Genomic DNA, 19910 nt, shown 5'->3' on the forward strand with positions numbered 1-19910 from the left:
GGACGCATGATGAAGAAGCAGGTTCTGCTGGTGGGCGAGAGCTGGGTCAGCTCCGCCACCCACTACAAGGGCTTCGACCAGTTCGGCAGCGTCACGTTCCACCTCGGGGCCGAGCCCCTGGTGGCGGCGCTGAAGGACAGCGCCTTCGCCCTGACCTACATGCCGGCGCACGAGGCCGTGAACGCCTTCCCCGCCACGGCGGAGGGGCTCGACGCCTATGATGCCATCCTGCTGTCCGACATCGGCGCCAACTCGATCCTGCTGCACCCGGACGTGTGGCTGCACGGCCGGACCTATCCGAACCGGCTGAAGCTGCTGCGCGACTGGACGGCGCGGGGCGGCGGCCTGGTGATGGCGGGCGGCTACTTCTCCTTCCAGGGCATCGACGGCAAGGCGCGCTGGCGGCGCACGCCGGTCGAGGAGGCGCTGCCGGTGACCTGCCTGCCCTACGACGACCGGCTGGAGATCCCCGAGGGCTTCAAGCCGGAGGTCGTGGGGCCGGCCGGCCACCCGATCCTCGACGGGCTCGGGACGGACTGGCCGCTGCTGCTCGGCGCCAACGAGGTGGAGGTGAAGCCGGGGCCGGACGTCGAGGTCCTGGCGCGCCTGCCGGCCGACCAGGGCGGGCACCCGCTGCTGGTGACGGGCCGGCACGGCGCCGGGCGCACGGCGGCGTGGACCTCCGACATCGGCCCCCACTGGCTGCCCCAGACCTTCGTCGACTGGCCGGGCTATGCCAGGCTGTGGACGAACCTGCTCGGCTGGGTCACGGCGAAGCCGGGAGCCTGACGCGGCGGCCGCGACGCGCGCGCCTCATCCCCCCTGAAGCAGCCGTGCCGCGGCGTCGCGCTCGAAGAGGTGGAGCAGCATGCGCAGCGCCGGGCCGCGCGGGCCGGACAGGTTCGGGTCGTCGGCGACGAGGCCGGCGGCCTCCCGGCGGGCCTCTTCGAGCAGCTTGCCGTGCACGTCGAGCAGCGCCAGCTTGAAGTCGGGCAGGCCGGACTGCTTGGTGCCGATGAGCTCGCCCTCGCCGCGCAGCCTGAGGTCGGCCTCGGCGATCAGGAAGCCGTCTTCGGTCTGCTTCATCATCTCGATGCGGCCCTCCGACGTCTTGCCGAGCGGCCCCTTGTAGACCAGCAGGCAGAAGGATTTGGCGGCCCCGCGCCCGACGCGCCCGCGCAGCTGGTGGAGCTGCGCCAGGCCGAAGCGCTCGGCATGCTCGATCACCATGACGCTGGCCTCGGGCACGTCGACGCCGACCTCGATGACGGTGGTGGCCACCAGCACGCTGGCCCGGCCGGAGGCGAAATCCGCCATGGCGGCGTCGCGTTCGGCCGCCTTCATCTGCCCGTGCATCAGCCGGACGCGGTCCCCGAAATACGCCTCCAGCGCGCGGAACCGGTCCTCGGCGGCGACGAGGTCAGTGTGCTCGCTTTCCGTCACCAGCGGACACACCCAGTAGACGCGCGCCCCGCCCGCCACCGCCCGGCCCACCGCCGCCACGACCTCCTCCATGGCGTCGGCGGGCTTGGCCAGCGTCACGATGGGCTGCCGCCCGGCCGGCTTCTCGGCCAGGATCGACACGTCCATGTCGCCGAACACCGTCAGCACCAGGGTGCGGGGGATGGGGGTCGCCGTCATCACCAGCAGTTCCGCGGCGCGACCCTTCTCGGCCAGGGTCAGGCGCTGGGCGACGCCGAAGCGGTGCTGCTCGTCGACGATGACGAGGCCGAGGTCCTTGAACGCCACCGTTTCCGAGAACAGGGCGTGGGTGCCGATCACGAGGTCGATCGTCCCGTCTTCCAGGCCGCGTTGCGTCGCGGCGCGCTCCGATGCCTTGTCGCGCCCGGTCAGCACCGCGACGCGCAGGCCTGCCGCCTCGGCCAGGGGCGCGATGCGGGCATGGTGCTGGCGCGCCAGGATCTCGGTCGGCGCCATGAGGGCCGCCTGCGTGCCCGCCTCGACGGCCGAGGCCGCCGCCAGCAGCGCCACCACGGTCTTGCCCGAGCCGACGTCGCCCTGCAGCAGCCGCAGCATGCGGCGCGGCGACGCCATGTCGGCCCGGATCTCGTCGAGCGCCTTGCGCTGCCCGCCGGTCAGGCGGAACGGCAGGGCGGCCTCCACTTTCGCCGAGATCGCACCCGTGGGCACGTGCGGCACGCCGTCGTCGACGACCTGCCGGTTGCGCACCAGCGCCAGGGCGAGCTGGCTCGCCAGCAGTTCGTCATAGGCGAGGCGTTGGCGAGCCGGGGTCTCGGCGCCGACGTCGCCGGCCTTCTTGGGATGGTGCACGGCTTTCAGCGCCTCCGCGAAGCCCGGCCAGCCGCGCAGCACGAAGCGGTTCGGGTCCTGCCATTCGGGCAGGTCGGGCAGGCGCTCCAGCGCGGTCTCGACCGCCTTGCCGAGGACGCGGGGGAACAGCCCCTCGGTCAGGGGATAGACGGGCTCGACCAGCGGCATGGTGGCGAAGGCTTCGGCGTCCACCACCCGATCCGGGTGCACCATCTGCAGCCGCCCGTCCCACAGTTCCAGCCGTCCCGACACGAAGCGGGTCGCCCCGATGGGCAGGGCCTTCTCGACCCAGGCGGCGTTGCTGCGGAAGAAGACCAGCGTGCAGTCGCCGGTCTCGTCCTCGATCACGGCCTTGAACGGCGCCTTGACGTTGGCCGGCGCCAAATGTTCGCGCACCCGGCCCTCGAGCGTGACGACCTGGTCGCGCGGGGCCTCGCGGATCTTCGCCCGGGTCGACCGGTCGACGACCGAGATCGGCAGGTGCAGCACGAGGTCGAGCACCCGCGCGGGCCGGGACGGCGCGCCGAGCAGCCGGTCGAGCGCCGCCGCCACCTTCGGGCCGACGCCGCGCAGCTTGGTGGCCTCGACGAAAAGCGGGTTGAGCAGTTCGGGTCGCATGGGGGCGCCATAGCACGGAAAGCCGGCGCGGGGGCGGGAAGGGGGCCGGCCTCCGGTCCCCGTTCCGGCCTGAAAGTCGACCGGTCGATGCCTCGGTCGCTTCCTGACCCGGTCGAACCCGTGTGGCGAAAGCTCGACGACGAACCGGCCGAGATGCGGAAACCGCCTCGCTCCGGCGTTTTGTCGGGCATGATCAAAGAGCGTGATGGATGGGTGTGGGCCGCATGATCCTTCCGGCCGTCGTCAGCTGCCGCATCGATCTCCGCGCCGTTTCGTTGTGACTGGTTCGCTTCGACAATTTCGTCTGAGATAGAGGGTCTCAAGACCCAAATCGAACCGGCATCGTCACTCCCCGCGCGGGGCCGCTGCGGCCCATCCGAGCTGTCCGAGGTCGCGCGCGCCATCGACGATGCGGACCACCTGCACGTCGTCTCCCACGATGCGGTACAACGCGATCCACCGTTCGATCACGAGCATCCGCGCCCCTTCGCCGACATCCGGCCGGGCACGACCGAAGCGCGGATGATCCCGCAGAACGCGGCAGCTTGCCTCGATGCGATCGAGGAGGTCATCCGCACGACCAGAATCGTGGGCCGCGACATGTCTCCAGAGGTCGAGCAGGTCGAGCCTTGCCCGTCGCGTGAAGCGCACGCGTCCCACGTCACGATATCGAAGGTGTTCGCCGCCCGCGCGCTTCGGCCTTCAGTGCGGTGAAGTCGATCTCGCCCGCGTCGCCGCTGTCGAGGCCGTCCTGCCACGCCTCGCGCAGCCATCGGAGGTTGTCGGCATCTCGCCGTTCGGTCGTTTCCATCAGGCGCAGCGCCTCGCGCACCAGATCGCTGGACGAGCGAAAACGCCCGGTTGCGATCTGGCCTTCGACGAAACGCGCGAGTTCGTCATCGAGAGAAACCATCATGTCCATGGGCTGCATCTCCGCGCCGCCACTATGGCGAGGGCCGCCGAAGCGGGCAACCGTGCCCCGACCGATGCTGGCGAACCTTCGGGCCGCTGGCCGCCGCAATGCGCTGGTCCGCCATCTGGCACGCCCCCTGCGCTCCGGCTATATCCATCCCCGAAGCCAAAGACCCGACGAGCGAGCGCGACCTATAGCCATGACCACCCTCGACGCGGACGCGGTCCGCCGCCGCAAGATCAGCTTCCGGGCCTGGCATCGCGGCACCCGCGAGATGGACCTCATCATGGGTCGTTTCGCCGATGCGGAACTCGCCAGCCTCGACGCCGCCGCGCTCGACAGTTTCGAGGCCCTGATGGAGCAGCCCGACCCCGACCTCTACAAGTGGGTGTCGGGCGAGGCGCCGGTGCCGCCGGACGTCGATGCCGCCTTTCTGGCCCGCATCCGCGACTTCCACGCCAACTCGGGTGCGCTGCGTGGCTAAGGCCGTCGCGGGGCGCGTCGTCGCGCCGCCCAAGAACCCCGCCCCCGTCGTCCGCCCCCCGGCGCCCCTGGCCGAGATGACCCGCGCCGTGGCGGCGCTGCGGGGCGACTCGCACGTGACGCTCGCCCGCGTGCCGGACGGGTTCGACGGCTTCGTCGTGGCCGACCTCGCCCGCGCCCTGGCCCGCACCGGCACCGAACGGCCGGCCGTGCTGGTGCATGTGGCCCGCGAAAGCCAGCGCGCCCAGGCCTTCCGCGATGCCGTGGCCTTCGCCGCACCCGAGATCGAGGTGCTGGATTTCCCGGCCTGGGATTGCCAGCCCTACGACCGCGTGTCGCCCAATGCCGCCATCGCGGCGAAGCGCATGCTGGTGCTGTCGCGGCTCGCCCGCTCGCGCTCGTCGGCGGAGAAGCCCCGCATCCTGTCGACGACGGTCAGCGCCATCCTGCAGCGCGTGCCGCCGCGCGACAGCGTCGCCAAGGACAGTTTCTCGGCCGCGCCGGGCAATTCCGTCTCGACCGACGACCTCGCCGCCTGGCTGGAAACCAACGGCTTCCTGCGCTCCGACGTCGTGCGCGACACCGGCGAATATGCCGTGCGGGGCGGCATCGTCGACCTCTTCGCCCCCGGCATGCCGCTGCCGGTGCGGCTCGACTTCTTCGGTGCCACGCTGGAATCCATCCGTTCCTTCGATCCTGAGACGCAGCGCTCGGTGGGCCAGCTGCGCTCCCTCGACCTCGTGCCGATGAGCGAGGTGCAGCTCACCACGGATTCCATCCGCCGCTTCCGCCAGAACTACGTCACGGCCTTCGGCGCCGCCCACAACGACCCGCTCTACGCGGCGGTCAGCGAAGGGCGACGCCACCCCGGCATGGAGCACTGGCTGCCGCTCTTCTACCCGAAGCTCGGCACGCTGTTCGACTACCTCGGCCACTGCCCCATCGTGCTCGACCCGCTTGACGACCAGGCCGTCGCGGAGCGCTTCTCGGTCGTCGCCGATCACCACGACGCGCGCGTCGAGGCGCGCCGCCAGCCCGGCCAGGCCAACGGCTTCAAGCCCCTGCCGCCCAACGCCCTCTACCTCGACGGCGACGACTGGACCCTCGAGCTCGACCACGCCCCGGTGGCGCGCATCACGCCCGAGGAGGCCCCGCTCGGCACGGCCGTGACGGTGGCTTGCGACGGCCGGCCGGGCCGCTCCTTCGCGCCCGAGCGGGCGCAGGAGGGCGCCAACGTGTTCGACGCCGCCGTGGCGCATATCCGCGACCTGATGGGGCAGGGGCGGCGCGTCGTGGTGGCGGCCTGGAGCGAGGGTTCGCGCGACAGGCTGCGCGGCGTGCTGGCCGAGCACGGCCTGAAGAAGACCGAGCCGGTGGGCTCGCTCGGCCAGGCGCTCGGCGTGCCCCAGGCCGCCGTGGCGCTGGCGGTGCTGGGCCTCGAGCAGGGGTTCTCGGCCGGCGACGTCGACATCATCGGCGAGCAGGACATCCTGGGCGACCGCCTGGTGCGGGCCCGCAAGAAGACCCGGCGGGCCAGCGACTTCCTCCAGGAGGTCGCGAGCCTCGCCCCGGGCGACTACGTGGTCCACGTTGACCACGGCATCGGCCGCTTCATCGGGCTGCGGACGCTGGTGGCGGCCGGCGTGCCGCACGACCTGCTCGAGCTGCAATATGCGGGCGAGGGCAATTCCAAGCTCTTCCTCCCGGTCGAGAACCTGGAACTGCTGTCGCGCTACGGCTCGGAAGATTCCGAGGCGCTCCTCGACCGGCTCGGCGGCGCCGGCTGGCAGGGCCGCAAGGCCCGGATGAAGAACCGCATCCGCGAGATCGCCCACGGCCTCATCAAGATCGCGGCGGAGCGCACCCTCAAGGCGGCCGAGAAGCTCGTGCCCCCCGACGGGCTCTACGACGAGTTCTGCGCCCGCTTCCCCTACGACGAGACGGAAGACCAGCTGAACTCGATCGAGTCGGTGCTGGGCGACCTCGCCTCGGGCCATCCGATGGACCGGCTGGTCTGCGGCGACGTCGGCTTCGGCAAGACCGAGGTGGCGCTGCGCGGCGCCTTCGCGGCCGCCATCAACGGCCGGCAGGTCGCCGTCGTGGTGCCGACGACGCTGCTGGCGCGCCAGCACTACAAGACCTTTGCGGAGCGTTTCGCCGGCCTGCCCATCGAGGTCGGGCAGGTCAGCCGCATGGTGCCGGCCGCCGAGCAGAAGCGCGTGAAGGCGGGCCTCGCCGACGGCACCGTCGACATCGTGGTGGGCACCCACGCGGTGCTGGGCAAGGGCATCCAGTTCAAGGATCTCGGCCTCGTCGTGGTCGACGAGGAGCAGCGCTTCGGCGTCGCCCACAAGGAGCGGCTGAAGGACATGCGGGCCGAGGTCCACATCCTGACGCTGTCGGCGACGCCCATCCCCCGGACCCTGCAGCTCGCCATGACGGGGGTGCGCGACCTGTCCATCATCGCGACGCCGCCGGTGGACCGGCTCGCCGTGCGGACCTCCGTCTTCCCCTTCGACGAGCTGATGATCCGCGAAGCGCTGCTGCGCGAGCGCTACCGCGGCGGCCAAAGCTTCTACGTCTGCCCGCGCATCGAGGACCTCGACGAATCCGCCGCCTTCCTGGCCCGCGCCGTCCCCGAGGTGAAGGTGGTGGTGGCGCACGGGCAGATGTCGGCGACCGAGCTCGAGGAGAAGATGTCGAACTTCTACGAGGGCCACTACGACGTGCTCCTCGCCACCGCCATCGTGGAGGCGGGGCTCGACATCCCCCGCGCCAATACGCTGGTGGTGCATCGCGCCGACCTCTTCGGCCTCGCCCAGCTCTACCAGCTGCGCGGCCGGGTCGGCCGCTCCAAGACGCGCGCCTACGCGCTCTTCACCCTGCCGGCCAACAAGCCCCCGACGGCCCAGGCCGAGAAGCGGCTCAAGGTGCTGCAGTCGCTCGACACGCTCGGCGCCGGCTTCGAGCTCGCCAGTCACGACCTCGACATCCGCGGCGCCGGCAACCTGCTCGGCGACGAGCAGTCGGGCCACATCAAGGAGGTGGGGTTCGAACTCTACCAGCAGATGCTCAAGGACGCCATCGAGGCGCTGAAGTCGGGCGACGACGGCGAACTCGTCGAGGAAGCCTGGTCGCCGGCGATCTCCATCGGGGTCCCCGTCACCATCCCCGAGCATTACGTGCCCGACATCGCGCTGCGCATGAACCTCTACCGCCGCCTGTCGTCCCTGGAGGACGAGGACGAGATCGCGGCCTTCGGGGCCGAGATGGTGGACCGGTTCGGCGCCATGCCGGACGAGGTGCGCCAGCTCCTCAAGCTCATGGCCGTCAAGGGCCTGTGCCGGCGCGCCAACGTCGAGAAGGTGGATGCCGGCCCCAAGGGCGTCATCGTGGGGTTCCGCAACAACAGCTTCACCAACCCCACCGCCCTCGTGCGGCTGATCCAGGACCCGCGCTACTACGCCAAGGTGCGGCCCGACATGCGCGTCGCCTTCGCCCGCGAGTTCGACCGGCCGGAGGACCGGCTGGAGGGCACGCGCGAGATCCTGCGCAAGCTCGTGGCCATCGGGGAGAAGAAGAAGGCGGCGTGACGGGCGCGGCATCGCCGCGCAAGCGGCGCGCCATGGCGGCCGGCGGCCGGCAGCCTTCGTGCCATAGTGGCCTTCCGCCGCGCGCCCTTGAGCACCGATCGATGCGATTCGCCCCGTTCCTCGCCTTCTGCCTCGCCGTCTCGGCCGGCCCCGCCGCGGCCGCGAGCTTCGATTGCACCCGGGCGTCGGCGCTCGAGGAGGTCGCGATCTGCCGGAACGACAAGCTCTCCGCCCTCGACGTGCTGGTCGACCGCGCCTACGGCGAGGCCCACAAGGCGCCGGGCGCCGCCGGGGACCCGACCGACAAGGCCCATGCCCTGGCGGATGCCAGGAGCTTCAACGCCCGCAAGCAGCGCTGCGGCGCCGACGTGGCCTGCCTGATGGCGGCCCATGTCGGCGCGCTCGAAGACCTCGCCGTGGACGGGTCCACCGTCGCCGTGCCCGCCTGGGTCGCCGCCACCGACATGACGGCGGGGGTGCCGCCCGAAAGCAAGGCCATGCCGGTGCGGGAGGGAGAATGCGCCCTCAGCCGCATCACCGGCATCGGCGGCAGGCTCGAAGGCGACACGACCTTCTCGAGCGGCGCGTCGGTCGACTTCGCCAACGGCGGGTCCCAGGTCAGCTACGACAAGGTGCCCGGCATCGTGACGTCGCGGCGCGGCGACCCGGTGCTGATCTGCCTGACGGCGCTCCCCAAACATTGCCCGCCGGGCGACGACCGCGGGCGGAACTTCACGTCGACCAACCTGCGCACCGGCAAGAGCTGGTCGGAGGGCGACGCCGAGCACCGCTGCGGCGGCGCCTGACGCGGTCCGGCGTGCTTCGCCGCGCCTTGACGTGTTTCGCGGCTTCGGGCCATGGAACCCCATGCTGCTGACCCGCGCCCCCGCCAAGATCAACCTGACGCTCCACGTGGTGCGGCGTCGGCCGGACGGCTTCCACGACCTCGAAAGCCTGGTGGTGTTCGGCGGCGTCTCCGATATCCTCGCCCTCGACCCCGGCCGGCCGCTCGGCCTGTCGGTGTCGGGGCCGACCGCGACCGCCGCCGGCGACGCCGACGGCAACCTGGTGCTCAAGGCCACGCGCGCCCTCGCGGCGCGCGTCCCGGGGCTGCGCACCGGCGCGTTCCACCTCGTCAAGCGCCTGCCGGTCGGCGCCGGGCTCGGGGGCGGGTCCTCCGACGCCGCCGCGGCGCTGCGCCTGCTGGCGCGGCTGAACGGCCTGCCGGCCGGCGACGGCCGCGTCGTCGAGGCCGCGCGGGCCACGGGGTCCGACGTGCCGGTCTGCGTCGAGCCGCGCTCGCGCATGATGGCGGGCACGGGGGACCGGCTCGGCCGGCCGCTCATGGCCCGCCCGATCTATGCCGTGCTGGCCAACCCCGGCATCCACGTGCCGACGCCCGCCGTCTTCGCCCGGATGGGCTTCCAGCCCGGCGAAAGCCGCGACCTCGGCGACCATCCGGTGCCGCACGACGACCTGAGCCACGCGGAGTTCCTGGCGCTGGTCGGGGGGGGGCGGAACGACATGGAAGCCGCCGCCCTGTCGCTGGCCCCGGCGATCGGCGACGCCATCGACGCCCTCGCCGCCACGCCGGGGCACCGCACCGTCCGCATGTCGGGCTCGGGCTCGACCTGTTTCGCCCTCTACGACGACCGCCGCCGCGCCCGCGCCGCCGCCCACCTGCTGGCCGGCGCCCGTTCCGGCTGGTGGATCCGGGCGACGGCGCTGCGCTGACGGCGGGGGAGCCCGCACCCACCCATCCTGCCTCATTCCTGAGCATCGCCGCGCCGCCGCCACGCGGGTCGGCGCCGGGTGCCGCGGCTGTTGCACCCATGTCGCAGTCGCGCGGTAACACTGCCGCTCCGGGTCTGGGCCGGACGGCCGTCGCCGTCCCGATCGCCGGGCGGGAGCCGGGGAGCCGCCCGGCGATGCGGGCGGCCCGAAGCGCGCTCGACCCCACTGCCGCGGCGCCGCCCGGCGAGGCTTCGGCGGCCGGATCAGCCGCTTACGCGCGGCGCTTCGCGTCCCGCATCAGTTGAGGCGACGGCCGGTGCCGGCCATGCGGCCGCCGCCGCCGCGGCACCTTTTGCCGCGCGACGCGTCGCCTTTCCGGCAAGCTTCGCGCTTGCCAGGGCGCCGAGACTGTCCTTGCATGGTCGCCGCGACGGAGCGCACACTCCCTGCAACGTTCAGACATCGCAGGGGGCACGCCATAGAACGGACATCCGTCGCGCATTAACTGATGGGTGTGCCGATCGGGCGGGGGCGCTCCGAAACTGGCACACGGTCTGCAGTCTGGTTCGTATCTCGACAACTCTTCGACCTCGGGCCTTCGCCCCGGGTCCGCGGATGAGAGGGCCCTTTGATGGACGACCTGTTCACGAGCTTCGCGCGGTCCTACGATGCCCGGCGGGCGGCCGACATGTCGCTCGCCGAGTACCTGCAGGGCTGCCGCTCCGACCCCATGATGTATGCCAGTGCGCCCGAGCGCATCCTGGCCGCCATCGGCGCCCCCGAGATGGTGGATACCGCCAAGGATCCCCGGCTCGGCCGCATCTTCATGAACCGCACGGTGCGGCTCTACCCGGCCTTCTCCGAATTCTACGGCATGGAGGAGACGATCGAGCGCATCGTCTCGTTCTTCCGCCACGCCGCCCAGGGGCTCGAGGAGCGCAAGCAGATCCTCTACCTGCTGGGCCCGGTGGGCGGCGGCAAGTCGTCGCTCGCCGAGCGCCTGAAGGCGCTGATCGAGCACCACCCCGTCTACGTGCTCAAGGCCGGCAACGAGATGTCGCCCGTCTTCGAGAGCCCGCTCGGCCTCTTCGACCCCGACACGCTGGGCGAACAGATCGAGGACCGCTACGGCATCCCGCGCCGGCGCCTGACCGGCCTGATGAGCCCCTGGGCGCTGAAGCGGCTCGACGAGTTCAACGGCGACATCGGCAAGTTCCGCGTCGTCAAGGTCAACCCGTCGCGCCTGCGCCAGATCGCGCTGGCCAAGACCGAGCCCGGCGACGAGAACAACCAGGACATCTCGTCCCTCGTCGGCAAGGTGGACATCCGCAAGCTCGAAAGCCTGTCCCAGGCCGACCCCGACGCCTACAGCTATTCGGGCGGCCTCAACCGGGCCAACCAGGGCATGCTCGAGTTCGTCGAGATGTTCAAGGCGCCCATCAAGATGCTGCATCCGCTGCTCACGGCGACGCAGGAAGGCAACTACGTCGGCACCGAGAACATCGGCGCCATCCCGTTCACCGGCATCATCATGGCCCACTCGAACGAGGCCGAGTGGCAGACGTTCCGGCAGAACAAGAACAACGAAGCCTTCATCGACCGCATCTACGTCATCAAGGTGCCCTACTGCCTCCGCGTGACGGAGGAGAAGGCGATCTACGACAAGCTGATCCGCTCGTCCGAACTCGCCGAGGCGCCCTGCGCGCCGGGCACACTCGACATGCTGGCGCGGTTCTCGGTGCTGTCGCGGCTGCGCGAGCACGAGAACTCCAACACCTATTCCAAGATGCGCGTCTACGACGGCGAAAGCCTGCGCGAGGTCGACCCCCGTGCCCGCTCCATGCAGGAATACAAGGACGCGGCCGGCGTCGACGAGGGGATGGACGGCATCTCGACCCGCTTCGCCTTCAAGGTGCTGGCGGCGACCTTCAACCACGACACGACCGAAGTCGTCGCCGACCCGGTCCACCTCATGTACGTGCTGGAACAGTCGATCCGCCGCGAGCAGCTCCCCGACGACGTCGAGAAGCGCTACCGCGAGTTCATCAAGGCCGACCTGGCCCCGCGCTACGCCGAGTTCATCGGCCACGAGATCCAGAAGGCCTACCTCGAGTCCTACCACGACTACGGCCAGAACCTGTTCGACCGCTACGTGGACTATGCCGACGCCTGGATCGAGGACCAGGACTTCAAGGACCCCGACACCGGCCAGCTGCTCAACCGCGAACTCCTGAACCAGGAGCTCACCAAGATCGAGAAGCCCGCCGGCATCGCCAACCCGAAGGACTTCCGCAACGAGGTCGTCAAGTTCTCGCTGCGCGCGCGCGCCCACAATTCGGGGCGCAACCCGTCCTGGACCTCCTACGAGAAGCTGCGCGACGTGATCGAGCGGCGCATGTTCTCGCAGGTCGAGGAACTCCTGCCCGTCATCAGCTTCACCTCCAAGCGCGACAGCGAGACGGAGAAGAAGCACGGCGAATTCGTCGAGCGGATGGTGGCGCGGGGCTACACGGAGCGGCAGGTGCGCCGCCTCGTCGAATGGTACATGAGGGTGAAGAAGGCCGGCTGATCCTCCCTCCCTGGGATGCGGGAACGTTCATGCACATCGTCGACCGTCGCCTGAATGCGAGCGGCAAGAGCCTCGCCAACCGACAGCGCTTCCTCCGCCGCGCCAAGACCCTGGTGCGGCAGGCGGTGCGGAACTCCTCGAAGGACCGCTCGATCAAGGACCTCGACCAGGGCGGGGAAGTGTCCATCCCGCTCGACGGCGTCCGCGAGCCGCGCCTGCGCCGCTCCTCCCAGGGCGGCGTGCGGGAAGGGCTGTTCCCCGGCAACAAGAGGTTCGTCGAGGGCGACACCATCCCGCGCGACCCCTCCGGCGGGGGCAGGCGCGGCAACGAGGGGGCGGAGGACGGCTCGGGGGAGGACGACTTCCGCTTCGTCCTTTCGCGCGAGGAATACCTCGACCTGTTCTTCGACGACCTCGAACTGCCCGACCTCGCCAAGAAGAAGCTGGCGACGGCGGAATCGGTGTCGCTGACCCGGGCCGGCTATTCGACGGCGGGCTCGCCCGCCAACATGTCGCTCACCCGCACCATGCGGAACTCGCTGTCGCGGCGCATCGCGCTGCGCCGGCCGAAGGGCGAGGAGGTGCGGGAGATCGAGGCCGAGGTCGAGGCGCTGGCGGCCTCGGGCCTCGATCCCGACCGGCTGGCGGTGCTGGAGGCGGAACTGGCCCGGCTGCGCGAGCGCACGCGGCGCGTCAGCTTCGTCGACCCGATCGACATCCGCTACCGCCGCTTCAACCCGGTCCCCAAGCCCGTCGCCCAGGCCGTCATGTTCTGCCTCATGGACACGTCGGCCTCGATGACCGAGCACATGAAGGACCTGGCCAAGCGCTTCTTCTCGCTGCTCTACATCTTCCTGCGGCGGCGCTACAAGAACGTCGACATCGTGTTCATCCGCCACACGCACGAGGCCAGGGAGGTCGACGAGGACACGTTCTTCTCCTCGCCCGAGACCGGCGGCACCGTGGTGTCGTCGGCGCTCGACGAGATGATGCGGGTCGCGGCGGCGCGCTATCCGGCGGCCGACTGGAACATCTACACGGCGCAGGCGTCGGACGGCGACAATTCGTCGGGCGACACCGAGCGCACCGCCACCACGCTGCGCGACGGCGTGCTGCCGCTGTGCCAGTATTTCGCCTATCTCGAGGTCGGCCGCGAGAACGAGACGCCCCACATGGGCTTCGTGCAGCGCCAGACCGAGCTGTGGCGCACCTACGAGGCTGTGGCGAAATCCGGATCGGACTTCGCCATGTGCAAGGTCCGCCACCGGGCCGAGATCTATCCCGTGTTCCGCAAGCTCTTCGAGCGCAAGGAGCGGGGTGCGCGCTCCGAACCCGCCAGGGGGGCCTCGGCATGACCGTCATGACGCCCGACCGCCTGCTCTTCACCGGCGCCGACTGGACCTACGAGACCATCCAGCGCATCAACGATGCCTGCGAAACCATCGCCCACGGCGAGATGGGCCTCAAGACCTACCCGAACCAGATCGAGATCATCACCACCGAGCAGATGCTCGACGCCTATTCCTCGGTCGGCATGCCGCTGTTCTACGGGCATTGGAGCTTCGGCAAGAGCTTCGCCCACCACGAGGCCTCCTACCGCAAGGGCTTGCGCGGTCTCGCCTACGAGATCGTCATCAACTCGAATCCCTGCGTCAGCTACATCATGGAGGAGAATTCCGCCACGATGCAGACGCTGGTCATCGCCCACGCGGCCTTCGGCCACAACCACTTCTTCCGCAACAACTACCTGTTCAAGCAATGGACGCAGGCCGAGGGCATCCTCGGCTACCTCGACTTCGCCAAGACCTTCATCGCCGACTGCGAGGAACGCTACGGCCATGTGGCGGTCGAACGGGTGCTCGACGCCGCCCATGCGCTGCAGAGCCACGGCGTCCACCGCTACCCGCGCAAGCGCAAGCCCGACCTCGCCTCCGAGCAGCGCCGCGAGCGCGACCGGCGCGAACACCAGGAGCAGATGTTCAACGACCTGTGGCGCACCGTGCCCGAGAAGGAGAAGGGCGCCGCCGGCAACCTGTCCGACGAGCGCCGCAAGGCGCTGCTGGAGCTGCCGCAGGAGAACATCCTCTACTTCGTCGAGAAGACCGCGCCCCGGCTCGCCCCCTGGCAGCGCGAGATCATCCGCATCGTCCGCCTGATCGCCCAGTACTTCTACCCGCAGGGCCAGACCAAGCTGATGAACGAGGGCTGCGCCACCTACTGCCACTACCAGATCATGGGCAAGCTGTACGAGACGGGGCAGATCTCGGAAGGCTCCTACCTCGAGTTCCTCGGCTCTCACACCAACGTGGTGATGCAGCCCGACTATGACGACAAGCGCTTCGGCGGCATCAACCCCTACGCGCTCGGCTTCGCCATGATGCAGGACATCGAGCGCATCGTGGTGGCGCCGACCGACGAGGACCGCGAATGGTTCCCCGACATCGCCGGGCGGGGAGACCCCTATGCGGTGCTGGCGGACGTGTGGGCCAATTACCGCGACGAGAGCTTCGTGTCGCAGTTCCTCAGCCCGCACCTGATGCGCCGCTGGAAGCTGTTCCACGTGCAGGACGAGGGCGACCCCAAGAAGGACCTGCGCGTCGCCGCCATCCACGACGAGCGCGGCTACCGGGGCCTGCGCCGCGCCCTGTCGCGCCACTACGACGTGGCCTGGCAGGACCCGGACATCCAGGTCATCGACGTCGACCTCGCGGGCGACCGCCGGCTCATGGTGCAGCACAACGTCCTCAACGGCGTGCTGATGAGCGAGCGCGAGACGCGCGAGGTGCTCCAGCACCTCGCCGACCTGTGGGGCTACGACGTGCACATGCGGGAGGTGGACCAGGCCTCCGGCAAGCTGCTCAAGGAGCACAGCGCCAGCGCGCGGGCGACCTTCCTGCAGGGGGGATGACGGTTTCCGAGGGTCGGCGAGCTTTCGGCGGGCGGGCTCAGGGCAGAGCCCGACGCGCGACCGCGGGTTCGGAAAGGCCCTTGTATCGGCGTACTCATCCGGGTACACTGACGACCATGAGAACCATGTCGTTCAGCGAAGTTCGCCGCAATCTGGCCCAGACCATCGACAGCGTGAACGCCGATCATGAGCCGGTCATGGTGACGCGTGACCGCGGGAAACCGGCGGCCGTCCTGATCTCCGTCGAGGACTTCGCCTCGTTCGAGGAAACCGCTTATTTGCTGCGGAGCCCGAAAAACGCAGATCGACTGGCGAGATCGATCGAGAACCTGGAAAGAGGCCTGGGGACAGAGCGCGAGATCATCGATTGAAGCTTCTGTTCGAGGCGGCAGCCTGGGACGACTATCTCCACTGGCAGGCAGTGGACAGGAAGATGACGGCGCGCCTCAACGGTCTCCTGCGCGAGTGTACGAGAAGCCCCTTCACCGGGATCGGAAAGCCCGAACCACTGAGAGGTCGATATTCAGGCTGGTGGTCTCGCCGCATCGATCAGGAACACCGTCTCGTGTACCGCGTCGAGGATGACACGCTGCTCGTGGCGCAATGCCGTTACCATTACTGACGTTGCGACACTGCTGTCGTGACCGGGCAGACCGTAGAGGGGTCGCTCAGCTTTCGTCGGCCGTGATCCACTTGCCGACGCGGGGCGGCACATAGGCCCGGAAGCGCGTCAGGATGTCGCCGGGCGCCTCGGCCACCACGAGCATGTCGCGATGCTCGGCCTTCATGAATCCCTGTGCGGTCGCACCGTCGAGGAACGCCGTCAGCTGCCCGTAGAAGCCGGCGATGTCCAGCAGGCCGCAGGGTTTGGCGTGGTAGCCGAGCTGCGCCCAGGTCCAAACCTCGAAGAGTTCTTCGAACGTGCCGGCGCCCCCGGGCAAGGCCACGAAGCCGTCGGACAGGTCCGCCATCATCGCCTTGCGCTCGTGCATGGAGCCGACGACGCGCAGCTCGGTCAGGCCCCTGTGGGCGACCTCCTTGTCGGCGAGCGCCTGGGGAATGACTCCGATCACCTCGCCACCGGCCTCGAGCGCGGCATCGGCCACGGCGCCCATCAGGCCGACCGAAGCGCCGCCGTAGACGAGGCCGATCCCCTCGCTTGCGAGGTGGGCGCCGAGGTCCCGGGCCCCCGCCAGGAAGCGCGGGTCCCGGCCCGGGTTCGAGCCGCAGAAGACGCAGAGCCGCCGGAGGGACGGCGACGCCGTCGCGGCTGCCACGCTCAGTTCGCCCGGCGGATGCAGAAGTCCACGACGTCGAGCAGCGCCGCCTTGTGCTCGGAGGCGGGGAACAGCTCCAGCGCGTCGCGCGCCATGGCGCCGTAGTGGCGGGCGCGTTCGATCGTGTCCTCGATGGCGCGATGGCGCCGCATCGTGGCGATGGCGGTGTCGAGGTCGGGATCGGTGATCTCGCCCTTCTCCAGCGTGCGCGACCAGAAGGCGCGCTCCTCGGCCGAACCCCGGCGGAACGACAGCACCACCGGCAGGGTGATCTTGCCCTCGCGGAAGTCGTCGCCGACGTTCTTGCCGAGCGTCGAACTCGAGCCGCCGTAGTCGAGCGCGTCGTCGATGAGCTGGAAGGCGATGCCGAGGTTCGTGCCATAGGCGCGGCAGGCCGCCATCTCGGCCTTGGGCCGCCCGGCCAGGATGGGCCCGACCTCGCAGGCGGCGGCGAACAGCGCCGCCGTCTTGGCGCGGATCACCGCGATGTAGTCGTCCTCGGTGGTGGCGGTGTCCTTCGCGGCCGAGATCTGCATGACCTCGCCCTCGGCGATCACGGCGGCGGCATCGGCCAACACGGACAGGCAGGGCAGGGAGCCGACCTCCACCATCATGCGGAAGGCCTGGCCGAGCAGGAAGTCGCCGACCAGCACCGAGGCCTCGTTGCCCCACAGCATGCGGGCCGCGAGCTTGCCGCGGCGCATGTCGCTCTGGTCCACGACGTCGTCGTGCAGCAGGGTCGCGGTGTGCATGAACTCGACGGAGGCGGCGAGCTTCACGTGGCCGTCGCCGCTGTAGCCGCACAGGCCCGCGGCCGCCAGCGTCATCATGGGCCGCAGGCGCTTGCCGCCGGATTCGATCAGGTGGTTGGCGACCTCCGGGATCATGGCGACGTCGGACCCCGTCCGGGCCACGATGGCCTGGTTCACCCGGTCCATGTCGGTCCGCACCAGGGACCAGAGCTTGCCGATGCCGGCGTCGGACGCCGCTTCACCGAGGGGGATCACCACGCCCAAAGGCACACTTCCTTGTCACTGCTGCGCGCGCGGACCATAAGGCCGGGGTGGCCCAGCCGCAACATGCCTTTCCGCGCGGCCGGGCCGCCCCGCGCAGGCCTGCCCTGCATGCCGCCGATCCCCCCCCGACAGGACGATGCCTTCCCGATGATCGAGATCATGCGCACCAACGACATCGTGCTGATTTCGGTGGTGGCGTCGCTGCTCGACGAGTCGGGCATCGCCCATTTCGTCGCCGACCAGTACATGAGCGTGATCGAGGGGTCGTCGGGGTTCCTGGCCCGGCGCATCATGGTCGAGCGGGACGCCGAGTCCCGCGCCCGCCGCCTGCTCACCGATGCGGGCTTCGGCGAGGAGCTGCGACGTGGGTGAACCCGTCGCCGACCGGCTCCTGGGAGGGAGGCTCACGCTGCTGCAGAGGCCGGGCGGCCACCGGGCCGGCACCGATGCCGTGCTGCTGGCGGCGGCGGCCGACGCCCCGGCGGACGGCCACTTCGTCGACGTGGGGTCGGGCGTCGGCAGCGCCGGGCTGATGCTGGCCCGGCGCTGCCCCGGGGCGCGCGGCCTCCTCGTCGAGGTCGACGGCGCCACGGCCGCGCTGGCGCGGCGCAACTGCGTCGAGAACGGCCTCGCCGAGCGGGTCGAGGTCGTCGAGGCCGACCTCTTCGCGCGGGCCGCCGACAGGCCCGCCGCGCTGGCGCCCGAGCGCGCCGCGCTGGTCCTCACCAACCCGCCCTTCTTCGCCCGCGAAGTCGTCAGGGCCTCGCCGGACGCGGACCGCGCCCGGGCCCATGTGCTCGGCGGGCAGGGCCACGGCGATTGGCTCGCGGCCTGCGTGGCGCTCCTGGCGCCGCGCGGTCGCTTCGTCACGATCCACCGTCCCGACGCGCTGCCGGAACTGCTCGCGGCCTGCACGGGTCGCCTCGGCGCCCTCGTGTTGCGCCCGGTGCTGGCCCGGCCGGGCGGGGACGCGATCCGCATCCTGCTCGCCGGCACCAAGGGGAGCCGGGCGCCGCTGCGCCTCGCGCCGCCCTTCGTGCTGCATGGGCCCGACGGCGCCTTCACGCCGGAGGCGGAAGCCGTGCACCGCGGCGAGGCCGCCGTCACGCTCTGACGGAGGCGCGCCCGTCAGCCGCGGTGGAACCCGCCGGGCCGGAAACCGGCATGGTGGAAGCCGGCATGGTGGAACCCGGCAAGGTGGAAGCCGTGCCGATAGCCGCCGAAGTCCCGCCCGGGGCCGTAGGCGAAGCGGCCGAAGCCGTATCCGGCGTGGCGCTGGAGGCCGTAGGGGCGGACGGCGCGGCGGATGCCGATGGCGAAGGGCCGAGAACCGATCCGGGTGCCCACGAAGCGCGGCACGGCGCGGTACCCGACGTCGAGGCGGCAGCCCAGGCCCGGGACGAAGTGGCGGGCAGTGCCGCAGCGGCGCAGCCCGTAGCCGCCGAACGGGACGTCTACCCCGTAGGCGAAGCGGCGGAAGCCGAAGGGGCGGAACCCGGCGGCGCGATGGCGGAAGCCGTAGCCCCCGAACGCCCGGCCGGCGCCATAGGCGAAGCCGCCTCGGCGACCGCCGACATGGTAGAAGCCGCCGTGCCCGAAGCCGCCGTGCCCGAAGCCGCCGTGGCCGAAACCGCCGTGCGCGAAGCCGCCGTGGTGGAAGGCGCCGCCTCGGCGCGGGTGGGCGGCCGCCGGCTCGGCGGTGGCGACGGTGGCGCCCGCCACCGTGAGGGCGAGGACGCCGGCCGTCGTGACGGTCTTGAAGGCGCCCCGGGCGGAGGTGGTGAAGGTGTGCATGGCGCTGTCCCGTGGCGCGGGCGGCCCCCATGGCCGCCCGCATCGTCGGGCCGGTTGTGGGCTCCGCCGCCTGAATGCCCTCTGAGGCGCGCTTTCACCCTCCATTCACCCCCCGGGCACCTTTCGTCCCCGGCCGGCGTTTGCGGTCCGCCATGCCGCGCCGTCCTCCAAAGGGCGGCGTGGCCCAGACAGAAGGCCCGCCCCATGCGCTACCTGCACACGATGATCCGCGTGACGGATCTCGACAAGACGCTGCACTTCTTCGAGACCCTGCTCGGCATGACCGAGACCCGCCGCATCGACAACGAGAAGGGCCGGTTCACCCTGGTCTTCCTCGCCGCCTCCGAGGACGTCGAGAGCGGCCGGACCGAGCAGGCGCCCCTCGTCGAGCTGACCCACAATTGGGATCCCGAATCCTACACCGGCGGCCGCAACTTCGGCCACCTCGCCTACGAGGTCGACGACATCTACGGCCTCTGCCAGAAGCTGATGGATGCCGGCGTCACCATCAACCGCCCGCCGCGCGACGGCCACATGGCCTTCGTCCGCACGCCCGACAACATCTCGCTCGAACTGCTGCAGAAGGGCGGCCCCAAAGCCCCCGCCGAGCCCTGGGCTTCCATGCAGAACACCGGCGAATGGTGAGCTGAGGGCGGCATCCGTCCGGCGATTGCGCCTCGGCCCGTCCTGCGCCACGGTGGCGGGCGAGGAGA

The 19910-nt window shown here is 70.6% G+C and carries 19 protein-coding genes; 13 read left to right on the forward strand and 6 right to left on the reverse strand.

The features are described from left to right. Positions 1-9: 9 nt before the first annotated feature. Positions 10-789 carry a glutamine amidotransferase gene (locus D3272_RS17085; protein ID WP_165361392.1) on the forward strand — a complete coding sequence of 260 codons (780 nt, stop codon included), beginning with the start codon at positions 10-12 and terminating at the stop codon, positions 787-789. Positions 790-813: 24 nt separating this feature from the next. Here D3272_RS17085 and recG read toward each other — a convergent pair whose 3' ends face one another. The 3 genes from recG to D3272_RS17100 form a co-directional block, all read right to left on the reverse strand. After that, complete coding sequence (gene recG / locus D3272_RS17090) at positions 814-2910, reverse strand: ATP-dependent DNA helicase RecG (RefSeq protein WP_129220419.1); 2097 nt, start codon at positions 2908-2910, stop codon at positions 814-816. 345 nt (positions 2911-3255) lie between these two features. Continuing rightward, a complete protein-coding gene (locus tag D3272_RS17095) occupies positions 3256-3570 on the reverse strand; it encodes a type II toxin-antitoxin system RelE/ParE family toxin (RefSeq protein ID WP_129220420.1) in 315 nt (104 codons plus the stop codon). Between the two features lies 1 nt (position 3571). Then, positions 3572-3832, reverse strand: a complete 261-nt coding sequence (locus tag D3272_RS17100; protein ID WP_129220421.1) for a type II toxin-antitoxin system ParD family antitoxin — start codon at positions 3830-3832, stop codon at positions 3572-3574. Between the two features lie 190 nt (positions 3833-4022). On the opposite strand from D3272_RS17100, the gene D3272_RS17105 reads away from it, so the two are divergent. The 9 genes from D3272_RS17105 (at position 4023) to D3272_RS17145 (ending at position 15732) form a co-directional block, all read left to right on the forward strand. Next, positions 4023-4307, forward strand: a complete 285-nt coding sequence (locus D3272_RS17105; protein WP_129220422.1) for an FAD assembly factor SdhE — start codon at positions 4023-4025, stop codon at positions 4305-4307. Between the two features lie 76 nt (positions 4308-4383). After that, positions 4384-7899: a transcription-repair coupling factor gene (mfd, locus tag D3272_RS17110; protein WP_129220465.1), complete on the forward strand. Its 3516-nt coding sequence runs from the start codon at positions 4384-4386 to the stop codon at positions 7897-7899. A 101-nt stretch (positions 7900-8000) separates the two neighbouring features. Further along, a complete protein-coding gene (locus D3272_RS17115; RefSeq protein ID WP_129220423.1) occupies positions 8001-8705 on the forward strand; it encodes a lysozyme inhibitor LprI family protein in 705 nt (234 codons plus the stop codon). A 61-nt stretch (positions 8706-8766) separates the two neighbouring features. After that, complete coding sequence (locus D3272_RS17120; RefSeq protein ID WP_129220424.1) at positions 8767-9633, forward strand: 4-(cytidine 5'-diphospho)-2-C-methyl-D-erythritol kinase; 867 nt, start codon at positions 8767-8769, stop codon at positions 9631-9633. A gap of 631 nt (positions 9634-10264) precedes the next feature. Next, complete coding sequence (locus D3272_RS17125) at positions 10265-12202, forward strand: PrkA family serine protein kinase (protein WP_129220425.1); 1938 nt, start codon at positions 10265-10267, stop codon at positions 12200-12202. Between the two features lie 29 nt (positions 12203-12231). Next, entirely contained in the window at positions 12232-13557 is a 1326-nt protein-coding gene (locus D3272_RS17130; RefSeq protein ID WP_129220426.1) for a YeaH/YhbH family protein, read from the forward strand. Further along, positions 13554-15110: a SpoVR family protein gene (locus D3272_RS17135; RefSeq protein ID WP_129220427.1), complete on the forward strand. Its 1557-nt coding sequence runs from the start codon at positions 13554-13556 to the stop codon at positions 15108-15110. The genes D3272_RS17130 and D3272_RS17135 overlap by 4 nt, the downstream gene beginning before the upstream one ends. A gap of 125 nt (positions 15111-15235) precedes the next feature. Beyond that, positions 15236-15481: a type II toxin-antitoxin system Phd/YefM family antitoxin gene (locus tag D3272_RS17140; RefSeq protein WP_245496628.1), complete on the forward strand. Its 246-nt coding sequence runs from the start codon at positions 15236-15238 to the stop codon at positions 15479-15481. Next, positions 15478-15732 carry a Txe/YoeB family addiction module toxin gene (locus D3272_RS17145; protein ID WP_129220429.1) on the forward strand — a complete coding sequence of 85 codons (255 nt, stop codon included), beginning with the start codon at positions 15478-15480 and terminating at the stop codon, positions 15730-15732. The genes D3272_RS17140 and D3272_RS17145 overlap by 4 nt, the downstream gene beginning before the upstream one ends. A 46-nt stretch (positions 15733-15778) precedes the next feature. Here the strand turns inward: D3272_RS17145 and D3272_RS17150 are convergent, their stop codons facing one another. Further along, complete coding sequence (locus D3272_RS17150) at positions 15779-16387, reverse strand: LOG family protein (RefSeq protein ID WP_129220430.1); 609 nt, start codon at positions 16385-16387, stop codon at positions 15779-15781. 2 nt (positions 16388-16389) lie between these two features. Then, positions 16390-17403 (reverse strand): polyprenyl synthetase family protein, encoded by a 1014-nt coding sequence (locus tag D3272_RS17155; protein ID WP_129220431.1) that lies wholly within the window; start codon positions 17401-17403, stop codon positions 16390-16392. A gap of 147 nt (positions 17404-17550) precedes the next feature. On the opposite strand from D3272_RS17155, the gene D3272_RS17160 reads away from it, so the two are divergent. Beyond that, complete coding sequence (locus D3272_RS17160) at positions 17551-17775, forward strand: putative signal transducing protein (protein WP_129220432.1); 225 nt, start codon at positions 17551-17553, stop codon at positions 17773-17775. Further along, positions 17768-18517, forward strand: a complete 750-nt coding sequence (locus D3272_RS17165; protein ID WP_245496629.1) for a tRNA1(Val) (adenine(37)-N6)-methyltransferase — start codon at positions 17768-17770, stop codon at positions 18515-18517. Before D3272_RS17160 ends, D3272_RS17165 begins: the two co-directional genes overlap by 8 nt. 14 nt (positions 18518-18531) lie before the next feature. On the opposite strand, the gene D3272_RS27695 is transcribed toward D3272_RS17165, so the two are convergent. After that, a complete protein-coding gene (locus D3272_RS27695; RefSeq protein WP_207210236.1) occupies positions 18532-19197 on the reverse strand; it encodes a hypothetical protein in 666 nt (221 codons plus the stop codon). A gap of 204 nt (positions 19198-19401) precedes the next feature. Between D3272_RS27695 and D3272_RS17175 the strand changes: the two genes are divergently transcribed. Continuing rightward, positions 19402-19842: a VOC family protein gene (locus D3272_RS17175; RefSeq protein ID WP_129220434.1), complete on the forward strand. Its 441-nt coding sequence runs from the start codon at positions 19402-19404 to the stop codon at positions 19840-19842. Positions 19843-19910 lie beyond the last annotated feature (68 nt).

Source organism: Lichenibacterium ramalinae (genome assembly GCF_004137085.1).
In the GTDB taxonomy this organism is placed as follows: Bacteria; Pseudomonadota; Alphaproteobacteria; order Rhizobiales; family Beijerinckiaceae; genus Lichenihabitans; species Lichenihabitans ramalinae.